This is a genomic window from Streptomyces sp. NPDC051578, from assembly GCF_044454045.1.
Taxonomy (GTDB): Bacteria; Actinomycetota; Actinomycetes; order Streptomycetales; family Streptomycetaceae; genus Streptomyces.
The window spans coordinates 1,143,300-1,162,407 of record NZ_JBITDH010000001.1; the positions used below are offsets into that span (position 1 = coordinate 1,143,300).

13 protein-coding genes are annotated in these 19,108 nt (G+C 70.4%); 3 read left to right on the forward strand and 10 right to left on the reverse strand.

Annotation, left to right across the window (positions count from 1 at the left end):
• Positions 1 to 5 precede the first annotated feature (5 nt).
• Together ACIA6C_RS05095 and ACIA6C_RS05100 are read right to left on the reverse strand one after the other, a co-directional pair.
• Positions 6 to 1,484: a restriction endonuclease subunit S gene (locus ACIA6C_RS05095; RefSeq protein ID WP_399272997.1), complete on the reverse strand. Its 1,479-nt coding sequence runs from the start codon at positions 1,482 to 1,484 to the stop codon at positions 6 to 8.
• Positions 1,481 to 5,167, reverse strand: coding sequence for a DEAD/DEAH box helicase family protein (locus ACIA6C_RS05100; RefSeq protein WP_399272999.1), 3,687 nt, complete (start codon positions 5,165 to 5,167; stop codon positions 1,481 to 1,483). Before ACIA6C_RS05100 ends, ACIA6C_RS05095 begins: the two co-directional genes overlap by 4 nt.
• A gap of 313 nt (positions 5,168 to 5,480) precedes the next feature.
• On the opposite strand from ACIA6C_RS05100, the gene ACIA6C_RS05105 reads away from it, so the two are divergent.
• A complete protein-coding gene (locus tag ACIA6C_RS05105) occupies positions 5,481 to 5,615 on the forward strand; it encodes a hypothetical protein (protein WP_399273001.1) in 135 nt (44 codons plus the stop codon).
• A gap of 151 nt (positions 5,616 to 5,766) precedes the next feature.
• On the opposite strand, the gene ACIA6C_RS05110 is transcribed toward ACIA6C_RS05105, so the two are convergent.
• The 3 genes from ACIA6C_RS05110 to ACIA6C_RS05120 form a co-directional block, all read right to left on the reverse strand.
• The gene (locus ACIA6C_RS05110) at positions 5,767 to 7,212 is read right to left on the reverse strand and encodes an aldehyde dehydrogenase family protein (RefSeq protein WP_399273003.1); all 1,446 of its coding nucleotides are present in this window, start codon (positions 7,210 to 7,212) and stop codon (positions 5,767 to 5,769) included.
• Between the two features lie 235 nt (positions 7,213 to 7,447).
• The gene (locus ACIA6C_RS05115; protein WP_361127958.1) at positions 7,448 to 9,028 is read right to left on the reverse strand and encodes a PucR family transcriptional regulator; all 1,581 of its coding nucleotides are present in this window, start codon (positions 9,026 to 9,028) and stop codon (positions 7,448 to 7,450) included.
• Between the two features lie 146 nt (positions 9,029 to 9,174).
• Positions 9,175 to 11,514: an ATP/GTP-binding protein gene (locus ACIA6C_RS05120; RefSeq protein WP_399273005.1), complete on the reverse strand. Its 2,340-nt coding sequence runs from the start codon at positions 11,512 to 11,514 to the stop codon at positions 9,175 to 9,177.
• A 224-nt stretch (positions 11,515 to 11,738) separates the two neighbouring features.
• On the opposite strand from ACIA6C_RS05120, the gene gabT reads away from it, so the two are divergent.
• The gene (gene gabT / locus ACIA6C_RS05125; RefSeq protein WP_399273007.1) at positions 11,739 to 13,073 is read left to right on the forward strand and encodes a 4-aminobutyrate--2-oxoglutarate transaminase; all 1,335 of its coding nucleotides are present in this window, start codon (positions 11,739 to 11,741) and stop codon (positions 13,071 to 13,073) included.
• Between the two features lie 133 nt (positions 13,074 to 13,206).
• Complete coding sequence (locus tag ACIA6C_RS05130) at positions 13,207 to 13,992, forward strand: phosphatase PAP2 family protein (RefSeq protein WP_399273009.1); 786 nt, start codon at positions 13,207 to 13,209, stop codon at positions 13,990 to 13,992.
• 7 nt (positions 13,993 to 13,999) lie between these two features.
• On the opposite strand, the gene ACIA6C_RS05135 is transcribed toward ACIA6C_RS05130, so the two are convergent.
• The 5 genes from ACIA6C_RS05135 to ACIA6C_RS05155 all read right to left on the reverse strand — a co-directional run bounded on the left by ACIA6C_RS05135 (position 14,000) and on the right by ACIA6C_RS05155 (position 19,055).
• Positions 14,000 to 14,488, reverse strand: coding sequence for a hypothetical protein (locus tag ACIA6C_RS05135; protein ID WP_399273011.1), 489 nt, complete (start codon positions 14,486 to 14,488; stop codon positions 14,000 to 14,002).
• 243 nt (positions 14,489 to 14,731) lie between these two features.
• The gene (locus ACIA6C_RS05140; protein WP_399273013.1) at positions 14,732 to 16,150 is read right to left on the reverse strand and encodes an NAD(P)/FAD-dependent oxidoreductase; all 1,419 of its coding nucleotides are present in this window, start codon (positions 16,148 to 16,150) and stop codon (positions 14,732 to 14,734) included.
• A 21-nt stretch (positions 16,151 to 16,171) separates the two neighbouring features.
• The gene (locus ACIA6C_RS05145; RefSeq protein ID WP_361127973.1) at positions 16,172 to 16,978 is read right to left on the reverse strand and encodes an ABC transporter permease; all 807 of its coding nucleotides are present in this window, start codon (positions 16,976 to 16,978) and stop codon (positions 16,172 to 16,174) included.
• A complete protein-coding gene (locus ACIA6C_RS05150) occupies positions 16,978 to 17,907 on the reverse strand; it encodes an ABC transporter permease (RefSeq protein WP_399273016.1) in 930 nt (309 codons plus the stop codon). Before ACIA6C_RS05150 ends, ACIA6C_RS05145 begins: the two co-directional genes overlap by 1 nt.
• Positions 17,904 to 19,055: an ABC transporter ATP-binding protein gene (locus ACIA6C_RS05155; RefSeq protein WP_361127978.1), complete on the reverse strand. Its 1,152-nt coding sequence runs from the start codon at positions 19,053 to 19,055 to the stop codon at positions 17,904 to 17,906. The genes ACIA6C_RS05150 and ACIA6C_RS05155 overlap by 4 nt, the downstream gene beginning before the upstream one ends.
• Positions 19,056 to 19,108: the final 53 nt, after the last annotated feature.

Genomic DNA, 19,108 nt, shown 5'->3' on the forward strand with positions numbered 1-19,108 from the left:
GGTGCTCACTGAGGAAGCTCTTCCTGACCCGGAGGGGTCGTCTTGCGGGGGACGCGCTTTCGAGCGGGCTTGACAGCAGACAGGCGCTGGGCGCGGATGCGGTCGAGCAGGACCGAGGCGGGCTCGTCGGCGGGGTCCTGAGGGACAAGCGCACCGGTGAAAGCTGCATGGAGGAGCGCGCCGCGAAGCTCCGACGCCTGCGCAAGGGCCCCCTGCGCCAACTGGTGCGCAGCAGCTGCTTCCTCTACATGGCTCTGGATGACCTTGACGAGCTCTGCTTGCACCTCTCGTGGCGGGACAGGTACGGGAAGCAGCTTTATCTTGCGCAGGCTGATCGACGCCAGGTTGACCGTCTGCTTCCCGTTTCGATCACACCAGCTCTTCCCGAAACTGTTGGCGTGCCAAGCCAGCAGAAGAGGGTCGAGGACATCATTTATGACCCTTGCCCGGAACACGTGATTCTGATGAATGCAGTCTTCGATCTGACCTTCCCAGATCCATCCACGTCCGAGCTTGTCGCGGTCGCCCCCCTCGTTGAGGAGAACATCACCGTTCACGAGCCTCAATGCGTCAGCCTTGACCGCCGGAACTCGGATTTTCTCGATGCGGTCGAGCACGAGACGGCCACGTTGGACATTCGCAACCCTGAGGTAAGGCACCTCAACATAGTCCGGGTCACTCTGCTTCTTGCTGTCTTTGGTCACACCCCCTGCGACCGCTGCGATTTCCCCGAGCCGAGCCCATCTCCATCCCAGGGGGAGATCTGGAAGCGCACCGTCATCGGCATCTGCCTTTTCCAGTTCGGCAGGGAAAAGTTCAGCACCATCCAGGCCCCCGCAGGCGCCTTGCCCCGTAATCCGGTCTCGGAGGATCTCAGAACTCGCCAGTGCGGTACGCGCTGCCGCCTCGCCGGCCTCGATGTGTGCGAGCTGCTCGTCCAGCCTGGCCACGATTCGGCGCTGTTCAGGGAGGGGCGGGACCGGGATTTCGATCTCCATCAGGCGGGAGACTTCAAGAGAGGCCACCGTCGTCCCCTGCTTACGGCAACGATCCAGGATGAGCCGTTCCAGCGCCTTGATCATCGAAGCGAGCCACCGCCCTTCGATTCCCTGATGTGGCACGACCGCCTTCATGTCCTGATTGAGTGTCACCTCGAAGGGGACATAGGCCACAGGGACTTTCCGCTCAAGAATTCCGGAGCGCACGACCAAAGCAACCGATCCCGCGGAAAGCAATTTGACGGGAGATTCAACCAATGCAGATTCATGAATTAGATCCTGCGTACCCGATAGTACCGCCTCACCCATGTCTTTTGGCGACAACCATGGAATGGTTCCGTCAGCCCAGAATTCCGGCCTACGCTTCGATGGCGTTCCGCCGCCGTACCATTCTCCGAGCTCCCTGAGCGTGGCCCGGGCCCACCCCACCGGCAGCCCCTCCCCCGGCGCGACCGCCACTGAATCCCCCGCGCCCGAGTCCCTCACGCGCCCAGCTCCTTGTCCAGTTCGTCAATGATTTCTTCCGCCCGATTCGCGCCGAATTCGGCGAGGAATCCGTCCGTTCCGTTGCGTGTCGTGAACGGGGCATAGTCAAGGTCGGCGGTGTCGAAGCGTACACGCTCGATGGTCGCGCCGACGATGTGGTCGAGCCACCAGCGTTCGCGCGTACTGAAGCTGACGCCGGACTGCTCCTGGCGGGCAAGCCAAGCCACGTACCGCTCTCGTACAGCCTCTTCGTGGGGACGAGGAGCCGGGGCTCCGCGTTCCGCACCGCCGGCGAGTTCGTAGCGCAGCAGGGCGAGAAGGTCGACCGCGGTGCGCTTGGCCCGCTTGCGCACCAGCGCCTGGCCGAGGTTCTCGTAGGCTTTCCAGAGGGTGTCGGGGGTCCAGGAACGCGGCGGCCGGGCGACGCTGCGGGCCACGTCCTGGAGGCGTCGTAGCGCAGCGGCTGGCGGGATGTCGGAGTCGGCGCCGAAGGCGATGGTCAAGGCCGCGATCTCGTCACGGTTGTCGTCGATGTACTGCTTCCAGCCGCGGACGGTGGCCTGGGCGCTCTCCTCGTCGTCGACGGCCGCGCCCGCCCGGACCAGCGTGTCACGGCTGTTCTCGTCGTACAGGATGTCCTTGGCGCGGCGCATCTCCAGGAGCCTGGCGCGCAGTACCGGTGCGGCGGCAAGTGGCTTCAGAGCACGTTCGATGAGGTCGCGGACCGCACGTTCGGGGTCGCGGCCGACGCGCTCGGCGGCCCCTCGGGCCTCCAGCTGGTCATCAGCCGAGACCGCTTTGACCATGCCGTGGACGATATCTTTCAGCGATACGCCACCGCTGATTCGTTCGACCTCGGCACGCTCCTCGCTCGTCATCTGAAGGTCGAGTTTGGCGAGGCGCGAGGCGAGCGTGGATACCTCTTCCTCTTCAATAGTGTGCGCGGCAGTCTTGCGGAGCAGCTTCTCCAAACTGATCTGCTTGTCGCTGTGGCGCTCCAGGGGCGCGGCGTCGACCTTCGGCTTTCGTGTGACGCCGACCGCGTCGACCATAACGAAGCGGGTCTTGGGGCCGACGCCGGGTGTCACGCGCTCGAATTCGGTTAGGGAAAGGGTGCGCGCACCCCGGCCCTTCATCTGCTCGAAGTAGGCCCAGCTCTTGACGTCCCGCAGGAAGATCAGGCATTCGAGGGGCTTGACGTCCGTGCCCGTGGCGATCATGTCGACGGTGACCGCGATACGGAGCTGGGGAAGGTTTCGGAAGTCGGCGAGCCGTTCGGCCGGCTTCCGGGCCGCGTGCGTGATCTTGGTACAGAAGTCGTTGCCCTTGCCGAAGACGTCCCGGATGACTTCGACAATTTCCTCGGCGTGGTTGTCGTTCTTCGCGAAGACCAGGGTCTTGGGGACGTACATCTCGTCCCAGAGCAGTGCACCGGTGTCCCGGTCCCGCTTGGCGCGCTCCGGGAAGATCTCTGTAAAGAGACGGTCTCGAAAGGTCTGGATCACCGTGCGGAGCTGGTCCTTGCTGATGATGCCGACGCCGACCTCCTTCGCTCCGTACTCGATGTCCTCGGCGATGTCCTCGTAACGCTGACGGCGGGTGCGGCGGTCACGGACCGGGACCGTGCCCTGAGCAATGACCCCGCCCTCGCCTGTTATCCGCGTCTCGATCTCGTACACGGAGAAGTCGACGTTGACTCCGTCGGCGACGGCCTCCCGGTAGGTGTACTCGCTGACCAAGTTGCCGTTGAAGTATCCGAAGGTCTGGGCGACGGGGGTGGCGGTGAGACCGACGATCGGGGCATCGAAGTACTCCAGGACCGAGCGCCACTTGCCGTAGATGGAACGGTGGCACTCGTCGACGACGATCAAGTCGAAGGCTTCGGGAGGGATGGTGTCGTTGTAGCCGACCTCGATGTCTACAGGCACGTCGTACGGCAGATCGGCTTCGTCGCCCTCACCTTCAGGGGCCGAGTCGGGAAGGCTACGACCGGTGAGCTCTATGTAGAGGCGTTGGACAGTGGAGATGACGACCTTCGAGGAGGCGAGCATCCCCTCAGCACCCAGCCGCTGCACGTTGAAAAGGTCAGCGAACTTTCGATGGGTATCCGGTGTGGTGAAGTTCTCGAACTCTGCGAATGCCTGTGCGCCCAGGTTGTTGCGGTCGACGAGGAAGAGCACGCGTTCAGCTCTGGCGTGCTTGAGCATGCGATAGGAGAACGTGACGGCCGTGTACGTCTTGCCGGCGCCGGTGGCCATCTGGACGAGAGAGCGGGACTGCCCCATACCGTGCTGGCCCCTGCCAAGGGCAACGGAGTTTTCCACACCCTGGATGGCAGTGATCTGAGCCGGGCGCAGCGGGCGCTCGTCGAGTTCGGGCATCCGCAGCCGCAGCCTGGCCCGGTAGCTGGGGGCCTGTGGGTCCTCTTCGGCTTGGCGCATCCAGCGTGCCAGGGTGCGCGGCTGGTGGAAGGAGAAGATCCGACGGGTGCGGGAGTCGGGGTCGAGAGTGGAACGGAAGCGCGTCTCGCCGCCATCGCTCACGTACCGGAACGGCAGCGGTGTGCGCCAGGCCACCAGACGCTGCTGCGCGTCGGTGAGGTTGTCGGCATACCCACTGGCCTGGGCCTCTGCGGCTGAGAGGTCTGCGCCCTCTCGCTTGGCCTCGATGATGCCGACGAGCTTGGCCTCCACGTACAAGGCGTAGTCGGCGCGGCCACGTGCGGTGGTCACCTCGCGGACGGCGACTCCGCTGCCGCGCCGGTCGCCCTGGACATGAAGGTTGAGGCCCGATACGGCGTCCTGGACGTCCCAGCCGGCCTGCCTCAGCATCTCGTCGAGCCTGGAGCGGACCTGGGCCTCGGTGAGGGGCTCTCGGGATGCCTGCTCTGCGTTGTCGAGGAGGCGAGCGCGCTCTGCGACTGCGGCGGAGGCAGCGGCCGTGCTAGTGGCGTCGGAACGGTGCCGGTGAGCACGCTCCTGGTGGGCCGCCGTCTCGATAACCGCCAGCTGCGCCTGCATCGCGGCGACCTGGCGGGCCAGCTCCTCGCGCTCGGACTGAGCCTGGGCGAGCTCGCGCTCGGCGGCGGTGCGCGCAGCCTGTTCGGCCTGTGCGTGCGATGCCTGGTCCTGGTAGCTGAGCCGGGCCTCCTCGAGCGCTCTGCGGGCAGCGGCGACATCGTCCGCCAGGCGGGAGTTCCGAGCGGCTGGAGTTCGGTCCGGGCTCGGCGGTACGAAGGTGAGCTGCTCACGGGAACCCGTGAGCAGACGGTGATACCAGACACCGAGACGGAAACACGTACGCAAGGCCCGGAAGGCATCTTCAGCGCTGTCGTGGTCCTTGTGGTTGGCGTCATTGCCGAGTGTGCGTACCTCGTGGAAGGCGCTACCAACGTCGCCGTGGAGATAGCCCTCCCGCTCCAGGGCCCTGAGTCGGTCGAACTGGGTACCACCCTCGACCCGGACCCGGCCCCGACTTACCAGGTCCGTTGCCAGGGCTTCTCCGAACTGCCGCGACTTGATCAGCGAGGTGTTGGGATCGTCAAAAACGTGGCTCTCGGCAGCGGCCCCATAGGCGACAAGGAGCGGAAGGGAGGGTAGGAGGAAACCAAAGTTCCTGGACTGCTGAGCAAGCCGTAGCAGCCTGGGGTCCGCCGTGGAACGGTCTGCGCCGCCTGCACTCATGTGGCCCTTCCGCCTTAGCAAGAGTCCCTGCCCGTTCATCCGGGCCTAGGGCATGATCACGCCTCCATCAGACGCGCGCGTGATCCCGTCGAGCCTAGCGGGGCTGATCCTCACACCGCCAAGGTTTCAGGTGACGCCGTTCCATCACCGATTCGAGCCGGTTCGCGGCGCAACTCACCCGGGGCCAGCGGCCCGAGTTTTCTCGGTAAGCGCGACTTCGCCACCATGTGAAAGTCCGCACACTTCGCGTACAACTCGTCATGCTTCATCAGCCCCGATGGGAGCGTGGGTGTCCTGTGGACTGGAAATGCCGGTGATCAGCGCGACCGTCACCGACGGCGAGCCGAACGACACCGCCGCCCCGCGCACCGCGGTCGGCTTCACCCGCGACGGCCGGCGGCTGCGGCTGGTGGCCGTGGACAGGCGAGCGGTTCCGCGACCCGGTTGACCGCGAGGACGACCACAGGACGTGTTCCCGTCAGCTCACCAAAAGGCAGTCAAGGTTAGACGTTCCCGCAGGTCAGGTCGATAGAATAGAAGACGGCCGGAGCCCCCGCACAGTAGGCTCCGGCCGTCGGCTTTGGGCCGTACGAGTCGGCTCAGATGTCCAGGCCGGTGAGGACCAGGACGCGCTCGTAGGTGTAGTCGTCCATCGCGTAGCGGACGCCCTCGCGGCCGACACCCGACTGCTTGACGCCGCCGTACGGCATCTGGTCGGCGCGGTAGGACGGCGCGTCGCCGACGATCACGCCGCCGACCTCCAGCTCCCGGTGGGCGCGGAACGCGGTCTGGATGTCGCGGGTGAAGACGCCGGTCTGGAGACCGAACTTCGAGTCGTTGACGGCGGCGAAGGCCTCGTCGGTGTTCTCGACCTTCTGCAGCGTGAGGACCGGCCCGAAGACCTCCTCGACGGCGAGCTTCACGCCGTCCGGCAGGTCGGCGACGACGGTGGGCTCGTACGAGGCACCCTCGCGCTTGCCGCCGGTCAGCAGCTTCGCGCCGGCCGAGACGGCCTCGTCGACCCAGGACTCGACGCGCTTGGCGGCGTCCTCGGAGACGAGGGGGCCGACGTCGGTGGCGGAGTCGGACGGGTCACCGGTGACCTGTGCCTGGACCTTGGCGACGACCTTCTCCACGAGGCGGTCGTACACGGAGGCGTCGGCGATCACGCGCTGCACGGAGATGCAGGACTGGCCGGCCTGGTAGTTCGAGAAGGTCGCGATACGGGTCGCTGCCCAGTCGAGGTCGGCCTCGGAGGACCAGTCGGCGAGGACGACGGCCGCGGCGTTGCCGCCGAGCTCCAGCGTGCAGTGCTTGTGGGGCACCGACTGCTGGATGGCGTAGCCGACGGTGTCGGAGCCGGTGAAGGAGATGACGGGCAGGCGCTCGTCCTTCACCAGGGCCGGCATCTTGTCGTTCGCCACCGGCAGGACGGACCAGGAGCCCGCCGGCAGGTCGGTCTCGGCGAGCAGCTCACCCAGGATCAGGCCGGAGAGCGGGGTGGCCGGGGCCGGCTTGAGGATGATCGGCGCGCCGACGGCGATGGCGGGGGCCACCTTGTGGGCGCACAGGTTCAGCGGGAAGTTGAACGGCGCGATGCCGAGGACCGGGCCCTTGACGAAGCGGCGGGTCAGGGCGAGACGGCCGACACCACCGGCGTCGGTGTCCAGGCGCTGGGCCTCACCGCCGTTGAAGCGGCGGGCCTCTTCGGCGGCGAAACGGAACACGGACACCGCACGGCCGACCTCACCGCGGGCCCACTTGATGGGCTTGCCGTTCTCGGCGGAGATCAGCTGGGCGATCTCCTCGGTGCGCTCGCCGAGCCGCTTCGAGACGTGGTCCAGGGCGGCGGCGCGGACGTGCGCGGGGGTCGCGGAGAACTCCGCCGTCACGGCGTGCGCCGCGGCCACGGCCTCTTCGACCTGGGCGTCGGTGGGCACGCTGACCGTGCCGACCAGCCGACCGTCCCACGGGGAGTGGACGTCGAAGCTGTCGTCGCCGGTGGCCTGGCGGCCGGCGAGCCAGAAGGCGTGGGTGGAAGTCATGCGAATCCCGGCCCTTCGGAGTTGTGCGGGTCCTTGTCCCCTCCACCGTAGGACTCCGTCCGGGATTCGGTGTTTAGCCGGGGTGGAGTACGCGCAGCCCCGGCCGCTCCGCTTTGTCACTGTCGTGAGCCCTGATCACCGGCCTCGCGGGCCCGAGGAGATCGCCCGGACCGGAGCCCGTGGAGGACGGGCCCGGCCCCGTGGAGGACGGGCCCCGTGCGGCGGCGCGCCCGGGTCATGCCGCGGGCGGGCTGGCCTTGAGGGCGAGCCACAGCTCCATGCGGACGTCCGGGTCGTCCAGGGAGCGCCCGAGGATCTCCTCCACCCTGCGCATCCGGTACCGCAGCGTGTGCCGGTGCACCCCGAGGTCGACCGCCGCCGCGTCCCACTGGCCGTGGCGCGACAGCCACGCGTACAGCGACGCCACGAGGTCGCCCCGCCCCTTCTCGTCGTGCTCGCGCAGCGCCCTCAGCGTGCCGTCCGCGAAGGCCCGTACCGCGTCGTCGGCCAGCAGCGGGAGCACCGAGCCGGCCGCGAGGTCCTCGTGCTCCACCATCGGCCGCCCTCGCCTGCGGGCCACCGCGAGGGCCTGGTCGGCCTGCTTGCAGGCGGCCGCAACGCCCGAGGGTCCCGCTGGGGCGGACAGGCCGACCACCAGCTCGTCCGGTTCGGGGCCGGCCGCGTCCCGCCCCCGCCGCGCCTCCACCGCCTCCGCGTACTCCGCGCAGGCCTGCACCGCCGAGCCGGCCTCCGCCGCCAGAACCACCAGCCGCCCGTCCTCGGGGACCACCAGCAGCGCCTCCCCCGTCCGGGCCGCCGCGGATTCGACCGCGTCGGCCAGCTGCGCGAGCCCCTCCGGCTGGGCCGTCCCCGCCAGCGCCGGCTCGGCGACGACGATGCGGAACGGGGCGTCGAGCAAGGCCCCGTACAGGTCCCCCGCCACGGCCCGGGCGTGCTCCGCCTCGCCGGTCATCAGCATCCGCAGCACCGCCGCGCCGAGCCGGGACTCGGCGTCGTGCAGCGATCGGGACCGCTCGGTGGTGAGGGTCAGCAGGGCCACCGCGGAGTGCACCGCGTACCGCTCGGCGGTGCCCAGCGGCGCCCCCGTCCCGACGGCCAGCGCGCCGCGGGCCCGCCGCCCGGTGCCGAGCGACTGGAGCTCGACGCGGTCCTCCGTCCCGCCCACCACGGCGCTCGCGGGCGCGGGCCGCTCCCGCAGCCGCTCCACGTCCGGGGTCAGCCGGGCGGCCCGGCGCGCCGCCCAGTCCGGCGCGGCGGCGACGACCGCGCCGGAGGTGTCGTAGAGCGCGGCCCAGCCGTGGACGTGGGCGGCCAGCTTCGCCAGCAGCTCGGCGGGCCCGTCGGCGGACAGCGCGGCGCGGGTCAGCTCCCGCTGCGCCTCGAAGCCGGCCGTCACCGCCCGGTACTGGTCGGCCGCGAGCGCCGCCGAGACGGCCTTGCTGATGGCGAGGAACGGGGTCCGGCGCGGCACCTCCAGCAGCGGCAGGTCCTCCGCCCGCGCCGCGTCGACCAGCGCCCCGGGGATCGCCTCGTAGTTGACGCCGATCGCGAAGCCGATGCCGACGACGCCGGCCGCCGCGAGCCGCCGTACGTAGCGGCGCATCTCCTCGGGGTCCTCCGCGTCCAGCTTCATGGCGGTGATCAGCAGCAGCTCGCCGCCCTCCATGTACGGGACGGGGTCGGCCAGCTCGCTGACGTGGGCCCAGCGCACGGGGGTGTCGAGGCGGCCCTCCCCCGCCCGGACGCTGAGCTTGAGGGCCGAGTGCTGGACGAGCGAGGCGAGGGTGAGCGGCATCGGGTACCAGGGGCCTTAGGAAGGGGTGGGCGGAGGCGGGGGAGGAGGGGTCGGCGGAGGCGAGGAGGCTAGGCCACCCGGGCCAGGCCATTTCGCCGTGTCGTATGAACGGCTCCCCTCGATTCTGCCACCTCGTACGGGTCCGCTCAGCTCGTTCCGGCCAGCCTGACCAGAAGCGGAGCCGCTCGCTCCCCTCGGACGGAGGTCAGTGACAGCACCGCGTGCCCCGGCGGCACGGCGTGCGCGAGCTCCGACGCCGACCACCGCTCCCGCTCCACCTGTCGCACGGTCACCGCGTCCGTGGTGACGGCCTTGCCGGTGATCAGCTTGCGGAAGGCGTGCACCGCCCGGGTCAGCGGCTGGTCCGCGAAGACGGTCCGGTGGGTCACGTCCCGCGTCTCGACCCACTCGGTGCCCCAGGCCTCGGCGAACCGCTTGCCGTCCCAGGTGGTCACCCCCGAGAAGGCCATCCGGCAGCCGACCGCGCCGAGCAGCGGTGTCCGCAGCGCCTCGGGTACGTCGTCCAGCGTGCGCAGCGCCAGCAGCACCCCGGCGTTGGCCGACCGCAGCCGCTGGACGCCGCGCACGGTCTCGGGGGTCAGCGTGTGGGAGGCGTCGTCGAAGGCGAGGAAGGCGAAGAGCGAGCGGTCGGCGCGGGCGGCGGCGGAGGCGTTGAACTGGGCGAGCAGCAGCCGGGCCAGGATCCGGGAGGCTTCGGCGTGCGCCCGCTCGGGCAGGTCGACGCGCACCCGCAGCGGGTGTTCCAGCGAGCGCAGGGAGAACGGCCGCCCCTGCCCGGTGGTGTCGAAGAAACCGGCGAAGGCGGGCCGGTCCAGCAGCGCCACCCGGTCGGCGAGCGCCGGCCCGGGGTCGCCGGGGGCGCCGTACTGGCGGGCACGGGCGTCGAGCTCGCGGAGCATCACGTGGCGGCCGGCGTCCTCCAGGGCGGTGCGCAGCGCGTCGAGCGCGGCGGGCACCTGGTCGAGCAGCTCGCGCAGCTCGGGCACCGCGGGGAAGCGGCCGTGCGCGGCGTGGAAGGGGCCGATCAGCTGGGCGAGGGCCGTCGCGGCCCGGCGGACCTCCGTCCCCGGGACGTCACCGGCGAAGGCCTCGGCGAGCAGGGAGGCGGCCTCGTCGGGGTCGGTGGTGCCGCCGTAGAGGTCGAGGTCGTAGACGGAGTCGGGGTCGCCGACGCGGACCACGACGTCGTAGGCGGTGTCGGGGCCCAGCGGGGTTCCGGCGGAGGCCACGACGATGACGGCGGCCTGGCCGGCCAGCGCCTGGAGGGCGAGCGTCTCCACGACGGGCCGGACCAGCCGCCGCGTCTTGCCGGAGCCCGAGGGACCGACGGCGAGCAGGGAGGTGCCGAGCACGTCGGGGTCGAGCGCGAGCCCGGTCCCGCGGCGGGCCCAGGGGTTGCGCTCGCCGTCCTCCACGGTGCCCAGCAGCACCTGCCGGGCCGGCAGGTCGTGCCGCGCGGCCCGCTCGGGCAGGTCCCGCGCGCCGGACGGGTGCACGCACGCCGCCGCGCCCCTGTCCCGCACGGCCTGCGCGAAGGCCCGGGCGCGCCCGGGATCGGCCCGTACGCTCTCCCACGCCCGCCGGATCCGCGCGTAGTCCACGTCGTTCATCCGCCCGGCGCCGATCTCCCCGGCGAGCCGCTCGGCTGCCTCGGGGAGCCCGGCCGCGCGCAGCTCGTTCCAGGCGACGGGGTCATCGGCGGCGGGTGCCGGGACGGCAACGGCCGGCCCGCGCTTCGCCCCGTCCGTGCGCCGGGCCAGCCGGACGAAGAAGACCACGACGGGCAGCCCGGTCACGATGTAGACGAGGTAGGCGACCAGGGTCTGCGTGCCCGCGCTCATGTCCTCGTACGGCAGGTGGTCGCCGACGAGGCCGAGCACCGTCAGCGTCTTCGTCCAGATCAGCATCAGGACGAACAGCGCCCCGGCCGTCGCGCCGGCCACCCGCGCCACCGGTCCGCGGGCGGCGACGAGCCGGTCGAAGGCCAGGCTCCAGGAGCCCAGGCGGCTGAACCACACCACGAGCACACCGGTGATCAGCAGCGCGTACGCCTGGAGGGCGGCGACGCCCCGGCCGTCGACCGGGTCGTCGCCCAGCCGCCACCAGCTCTGCGGAGTGAGCGCCTTGACGGGTACGTCGACCTTGGGGATGTACCCGTTCGTCAGCAGGGACCAGACCAGCACGCACGCCAGGAACGAGATCACGGCGCCGCTCAGCAGGGCCCGGTCCTGGGCGGGTTCCCCCTCGGCCCTCGCGGGCGGCCGGTGGCCGAACCGCCAGGTGCCCGGTTCCGCCTTCGGCCGCGGGACGCGCAGCCACTCCGCGAACGCGGGACCGGCGCCCGGCGCGTACCCGGGCTTCGGCGGCGCGGCCGGGGGGCCTGCGGGCACGGGTGGCGGGCCGGCGGGCCTCGGCACGCGCCCGCCCCCCACCCGCTGCTCCTGGTACGCGCCGTCGGTGTCCATGAACCCTGCCCCCTGCCCGTGCCTGCGCTGCGTCGCTCAATGTAGTTGCCCGGCGGCGGCCGCGGGGGGCTACCGCTGCAGCGGAATCGTGTCCTTCCTATGTCCGTCACGGACAAGGACACGCGGGGACCACTCCCGAACGGAGCATGCCCTCACCCCTCCCCCGGGCCTAGCCTGCGGACAAAGACACAAGTGCGTCCGAAAACACCCCCCAGGAGCCCCCTATGACCGCTGTCCCGCAGGAGCGCCGCATCGTCACCGCGATCCCCGGCCCCAAGTCGCAGGAGCTGCAGGCCCGCCGCCTCGAGACGGTGGCCGGCGGCGTGGGCTCCGTGCTCCCCGTCTTCACCGCCCGCGCGGGCGGCGGCATCATCGAGGACGTCGACGGCAACCGCCTGATCGACTTCGGTTCCGGCATCGCCGTGACCTCCGTCGGCGCCTCCGCCGAGGCCGTCGTGCGCCGCGCGTCCGCGCAGCTGGCCGACTTCACCCACACCTGCTTCATGGTCACCCCCTACGAGGGCTACGTGGAGGTCTGCGAGGCGCTCGCCGAGCTGACCCCGGGCGACCACGCCAAGAAGTCGGCGCTGTTCAACTCCGGTGCCGAGGCCGTCGAGAACGCTGTCAAGATCGCCCGTGCGTACACCAAGCGCCAGGCCGTCGTCGTCTTCGACCACGGCTACCACGGCCGTACGAACCTGACCATGGCGCTGACCTCGAAGAACATGCCGTACAAGAACGGCTTCGGCCCGTTCGCCCCCGAGGTCTACCGCGTCCCGGTCGCCTACGGCTACCGCTGGCCCACCGGTGCCGAGAACTGCGGCCCCGAGGCCGCCGCGCAGGCGATCGACCAGATCACCAAGCAGATCGGCGCCGACAACGTCGCCGCGATCATCATCGAGCCGGTCCTCGGCGAGGGCGGCTTCATCGAGCCGGCCAAGGGCTTCCTGCCGGCCATCGTGAAGTTCGCCAACGACAACGGCATCGTCTTCGTCGCGGACGAGATCCAGTCCGGCTTCTGCCGCACAGGCCAGTGGTTCGCGTGTGAGGACGAGGGCATCGTCCCGGACCTGATCACCACCGCCAAGGGCATCGCGGGCGGTCTGCCGCTCGCCGCCGTGACCGGCCGCGCCGAGATCATGGACGCCGCGCACGCGGGTGGCCTGGGCGGCACCTACGGCGGCAACCCGGTGGCGTGCGCCGGTGCGCTCGGCTCCATCGAGACGATGAAGGAGCTCGACCTCAACGCCGCGGCGAAGAACATCGAGACCGTCATGAAGACCCGTCTGACGGCCATGCAGGAGAAGTACGACATCATCGGTGACATCCGTGGCCGCGGCGCCATGATCGCCATCGAGCTCGTCAAGGACCCCGCGTCCAAGACCCCGTTCCCGGAGGCGGCCGGCGCCCTCGCGAAGGCCTGTCACGCCGAGGGCCTGCTCGTCCTCACCTGCGGCACCTACGGCAACGTGCTCCGCTTCCTGCCGCCGATCGTCATCGGCGAGGACCTCCTGAACGAGGGCCTGGACATCATCGAGGCGGCTTTCGCGGGCATCTGAGCGAGCGTCCGAACACAGGGACCCGCCGGTACCCCCGGTAACGGTCGGGCGCTGTGAAGAAGATGTGGGGGGCCGATGGCAGGAGCGCGTTCCTGCTGTCGGTCCCCTTTTCGCTGCCGTACGGTTTCTGCAGATGAGTGAGACACCCCGCTCCCGGGAGACCGGGGGCGACACCAGTACCGGGCTTCCCCAGCGCCGCACTGGGCATGCGTTCGCGCACACTCCTCACCGATCGGACGGCCGTACGCCCCAAACCCCCCGGGGCGCACGGCAACCCGATCCGGGCGGCCGTCCCGGAACCACCCCCCCTGTTCCGGGACGGCCGGCCATTTTCCGAGCCGCCCTCTGCGCGCTGCTCTTCGCCCTGACCACCTGGCAGGTCCTGGTCTCGGGTCCGCTGCTGGCCCCGGACGCCCGGCTGAGCCGCGCGCTGGTCCGTACGGTCCCCGACCCGGTCACCGAACGCCTCGCGGACCTCGGCAACGTCCCCGTCGCCCTGCCCGTGCTGCTCCTCGCCCTCTGCTACGCCCTGTGGCGCGGCGACCGCCGGGGCGCCGCGGCCGCGGCGCTGGCCATGGCCGTGGTGCCGGCGCTGATCGTCCCGCTCAAGGAGTGGACGGGCCGCCCGGGCCCCCTGGAGCCGTGGGCCGCCGGCTACTACCCCTCGGGTCACACGGCGACGGCCTTCGTGGCGTACGGGGGCGCGGCCCTGCTCGTACGCCCCTACACCCGCGGCCCCTGGCCCACGGTGCTCGCCGTCCTCCTGGCGGGGCTGACGGCGGCGGGCCTGATCGTGCGGGGCTTCCACTGGCCCCTGGACGTCCTGGGGAGCCTGCTGCTGTGCGCGCCGCTGCTGATCGGGGTGCGGTGGGCCGTGGGCCGGTCCGGGTCCGGGCTGCGGTCCCGGTCCCGCGGGTAGCGCCGCCTCAGGACAAGGGGTCCTCACGCGCCGCCGTCCGGGCGGCCGCCTCGTGCAGGGCGAGCTCCAGCACCGCCGGGTCGGTGAGGGTGCCCCTGCCGTCGGGGGCCACCAGCCAGCGCACGCCGCCCGTCGCCCGGCCCGGGTACGGGACCACGATCCACGTTCCGGGTCCTGCTCCCCGTACTCCCGTACCGACCCAGCGGGAGGCGGTGCCGGGGGGTACGAAGAAGCCGAGCCGGGTCATCACCGTGCGGCCCCGCCGGGGGGCGGGGAAGTCGCCGAGCACCGGACCGGGCCGCTCCACGAGCCGGGTCAGTACGTCGAGGGCGGGCCGGCCCAGGGCACCGGGGGTGATCAGTACGTCCCAGCGCCGCCCGGCGGGCAGGAGGGCGGTCCCGAGGGGGTTGCGCTCCCACTCCCACCGGCAGGCGTCCGGGTCCGGCGCCACCGATACCAGCCATTGCACTGCCCTCTTGTCCCCCGGGAACGTCATCGCCCGGCCTCCGTTCGCTCCAGCTCGGTGGAGGCTCCTCGAACGAGGCCTCCGCTGGGGAGAGCGGGGCCGGGCGCGGCTATGACGCGGGTTCGGCGACACCGTGGTGGTGAACCGGGTCACCGCTGCGGTGACGGTCCGCGCCGGGCGCGCGCCCGGCGGCCGGCACCCCGGTCCACCCGGGCGCTCAGCTGCACGGCCGCCCAGTTGCACGGCCGCCCAGTTGCACGGCCGCTCGGCCGCTCAGCTGTCGAAGCCCAGTCCGAAGCGGTCGAGCACCTTGAGCCAGAGGTTGCGGCGCCCGCCCCGGGCGTCGGCGCGTGCCAGCGACCATTTGGTGAGGGCGATGCCGGTCCAGGCGAAGGGCTCCGGCGGGAACGGCATCGGCTTGGACTTCACCATCTCCAGCTCGGTCCGCTCGGTGCGCGCGCCGTCCAGCAGGTCGAGCATCACGTCCGCGCCGAAGCGGGTGGCGCCGACACCGAGCCCGGTGAACCCGGCCGCGTAGGCCACCTTGCCGGAGTGCGCGGTGCCGAAGAAGGCGGAGAACCGGGAGCAGGTGTCGATCGCGCCGCCCCAGGCGTGGCTGAACTTGATGCCCTCCAGCTGCGGGAAGGCGGTGAAGAAGTGCTGCGCGAGCGTGAGGTACGTCTCGGGGCGGTGGTCGTATTCGGAGTCCAGCTTGCCCTTAAAGGGGTAGATGGCGTCGTACCCGCCCCACAGGATGCGGTTCTGAGGGGTGATGCGGAAGTAGTGGAACTGGTTGGCGCTGTCGCCGAGGCCCTGGCGCCTGCCCCAGCCGATGGCCTTGAGCTGCTCGGGGGTGAGCGGCTCGGTCATCAGCGCGTAGTCGTAGACGGGGACGGTGAACGGCCGGATCCGCTTGACCAGGGACGGGAAGATGTTGGTCCCCAGGGCGACCCGGCGGGCGAAGATCCGCCCGTACGGGGTGCGTACGGCCATGCCGGCGCCGGAGGCGGTCAGCGAGAGCCCGCGGGTGTTCTCGTAGATCCGCACGCCGAGGCCGAGGCAGGCCCGCTTGAGGCCCCAGGCCAGCTTCGCCGGGTTGAGCATGGCGACGCCGTCGGTGTCCCACAGTCCGGCGAGGAAGGTCGGGGAGTCGACCTCGGCGCGGACCTCGTCGCGGTCCAGCCAGCGCGAGCCGTCGGCGAGGCCCAGCTTGCGGGCCTGCTCGTACAGTTCGCGCAGTTCCTCGACCTGGTGGGGCTCGGTCGCCACGTCGATCTCGCCGGTGCGCTCGAAGTCGCAGTCGATGCCGTAGCGGGCGATGGCCGCCTCGATCTCGTCGAGGTTGCGGGCGCCCAGCTCCTCCAGCTTCGCCAGCTCGCCGGGCCAGCGGGCCAGGCCGTTGGCGAAGCCGTGGGTGAGGGAGGCGGCGCAGAAGCCGCCGTTGCGGCCGGAGGCGGCCCAGCCCGCCTCCTTGCCCTCGATCAGGACGACGTCCCGGGCGGGATCGCGCTCCTTGGCGATGAGCGCGGTCCACAGGCCGCTGTAGCCGCCGCCGATGACCAGCAGGTCGCAGGCCTCGTCGGAGGTCAGCGCCGGCTCGGCGGCCGGCTTGCCGGGGTCGTCCAGCCAGTACGAGACCGGCAGTGCTTCGGAAAGGGATTGCGCAACGCTTCGCATGGCGACTGGGGCCATGTCTTCCAACTCCCTACAGAGTTACTTGGGCTGTGCCTTCTTGCGGCGGTTGCCGATCGTCTGACCGGCGAGGACCACCAGCACCGCGATGACGAACATCGCCGTGCCGATGACGTTGATCTGGACGGGCGTACCGCGCTGCGCCGATCCCCACACGAACATGGGGAAGGTGACGGTGTTGCCCGAGTTGAAGTTGGTGATGATGAAGTCGTCGAAGGAGAGCGCGAAGGAGAGCAGCGCGCCCGCCGCGATGCCGGGAGCCGCGATCGGCAGCGTGACGCGCAGGAAGGTCTGCACCGGTCCCGCGTAGAGGTCCCGCGCGGCCTCCTCCAGCCGCGGGTCCATGGACAGGACGCGCGCCTTGACCGCGGCGACGACGAAGCTGAGGCAGAACATGACGTGGGCGATCAGGATCGTCCAGAAGCCGAGCCGGATGCCCATGTTGAGGAAGAGGGCCAGCAGCGAGGCGGCCATCACGATCTCGGGCATCGCCATCGGCAGGAAGATCAGCGAGTTGACCGCGCCGCGCGCCCGGAAGCGGTAGCGCACGAGCGCGAAGGCGATCGCGGTGCCGAGGACGGTGGCGCCGATGGTGGCCCACACGGCGATCTGGAGCGAGAGCGACAGGGAGCCGCACAGGTCCGCGACCCCGCAGGGGTCCTTCCAGGCGTCGAGCGAGAACTCCTGCCAGGCGTAGTTGAAGCGCCCGGTGGGGTTGTTGAAGGAGAACACCGTCACGACGACGTTCGGCAGGATCAGGTAGGCGAGGGTGCCCAGACCCGCGATCACGACGAGGTTGCGGCGCAGCCACGCGATGGGGGTACGCATCAGACCAGGTCCTCCGTCCCCGCTCGGCGGATGTAGATGGTGACCATGATCAGCACGATGGCCATGAGGATGAAGGACAGCGCGGCCGCCGTCGGGTAGTCGAGGATGCGCAGGTACTGCGACTGGATGACGTTGCCGATCATCCGGGTGTCCGCCGATCCCAGCAGTTCGGCGTTGACGTAGTCGCCGCTCGCCGGGATGAAGGTGAGCAGGGTCCCGGAGACCACGCCCGGCATCGAGAGCGGGAAGGTCACCTTGCGGAACACCGTGGCGGGGCGGGCGTACAGGTCGCCGGCGGCCTCGTGGAGGCGGGTGTCGATACGCTCCAGCGAGGTGTACAGCGGCAGGATCATGAAGGGGAGGAAGTTGTAGGTCAGACCGCAGACCACCGCGAGCGGCGTGGCCAGGACCCGGTTCCCCTCGGTGACGCCGAGCCAGCTCGTGACGTCGAGGAAGCCGACCTTGCCGAGGACGGCGACGACGGGGCCGCCGTCGGCCAGGATCGTCTTCCAGGCCAGCGTGCGGATCAGGAAGCTGGTGAAGAACGGGGCGATGACCAGCACCAGCAGGAGGTTGCGCCAGCGGCCCGCTTTGAAGGCGATCAGGTACGCGAGCGGGTACCCGAGCAGCAGGCACAGCACGGTCGCGGTGCCGGCGTACAGGAGCGAGCGCAGGAACTGCGGGACGTAGTCGGTGAAGGCGTCCCAGTAGGTCTGGAAGTGCCAGGTGACCTTGAAGCCCTCTTCGAGGGAGCCGGTCTGCACCGAGGTCGAGGCCTGGTAGACCATCGGCAGGACGAAGAACACCAGCAGCCACAGGATGCCGGGCAGCAGCAGCCAGTACGGGACCAGCCGCTTGCGCATCGACGGCTTGTGGACCGGGGGTTCGGTGGGGGTGGCCGCCTCGGGCGGCGCGGCGACGGCCGTCACGCGGACTCCTCGACCGTCTCGATGCCGGCGTCGATGTCCTGGGCCGCGTCCAGACCGAAGGTGTGGTCCGGGTTCCAGTGCAGGACCACCCGGGCTCCGGGGGTCAGGCGGGCGTCGCGCTCGACGTTCTGGACGTACACCTCCAGCTCCGGGCAGACCGGGCTGTCGATGACGAACTGGGTGGAGACCCCGATGAAGGAGGAGTCGGCGATCGTGCCGGTGATCTTGTTGCGGCCCGCCGCGACGGTGTCCTCCTCGTCCGCGTGGACCAGGGAGATCTTCTCCGGGCGCACCCCGACCAGCAGCTTTCCGCCGGCGCGGGGCGTGGTCGAACATCGCGCGGCGGGCAGCCTGAGCTTCGCGCCCGCGCTGGAGACGACGACGTCGCCGGACCCGGACTCCAGCACCTCGGCCTCGATGAGGTTGGAGGTGCCGAGGAAGTTGGCCACGAAGGTGGTCTTCGGATTCTCGTACAGCTCGGCGGGGGCACCCAGCTGCTCCACCCGGCCGCCGTTCATCACCGCGACGGTGTCGGCCATCGTCATGGCCTCCTCCTGGTCGTGGGTGACGTGGACGAAGGTGATGCCGACCTCGGTCTGGATCCGCTTGAGCTCCAGCTGCATCTGGCGGCGCAGCTTGAGGTCGAGGGCGCCGAGCGGCTCGTCGAGGAGCAGCACCTGGGGATGGTTGATCAGGGCGCGGGCGACCGCGACGCGCTGCTGCTGGCCGCCGGAGAGCTGGTGCGGCTTGCGTTCGGCGAACTGGCCGAGCTGGACCAGTTCCAGCATGTCGTCGACCTGCTTCTTGACCGACTTTATGCCGCGGCGGCGCAGTCCGAAGGCGACGTTCTCGTAGATGTTCAGGTGCGGGAAGAGCGCGTAGCTCTGGAAGACGGTGTTCACCGGGCGCTTGTACGGGGGCAGCTGGGTGACCTCGCGGTCGCCGAGGCTGACGGTGCCCGTGGAGGGTTCCTCCAGGCCGGCGATCATGCGCAGGGTGGTCGTCTTCCCGCAGCCCGAGGCGCCGAGCAGGGCGAAGAAGGAGCCCTGGGGGATGGTCAGATCGAGCGGGTGCACGGCGGTGAAGGAGCCGTAGTGCTTGCTGATCCCGGCGAGGCGGACATCGCCGCCCGCGGTCTTGTCAGTCATGGGCCTGGGCCTTCGGTGGTGGTGTCGTCAAAAAAGGGCGGGGCGCGGGTGCC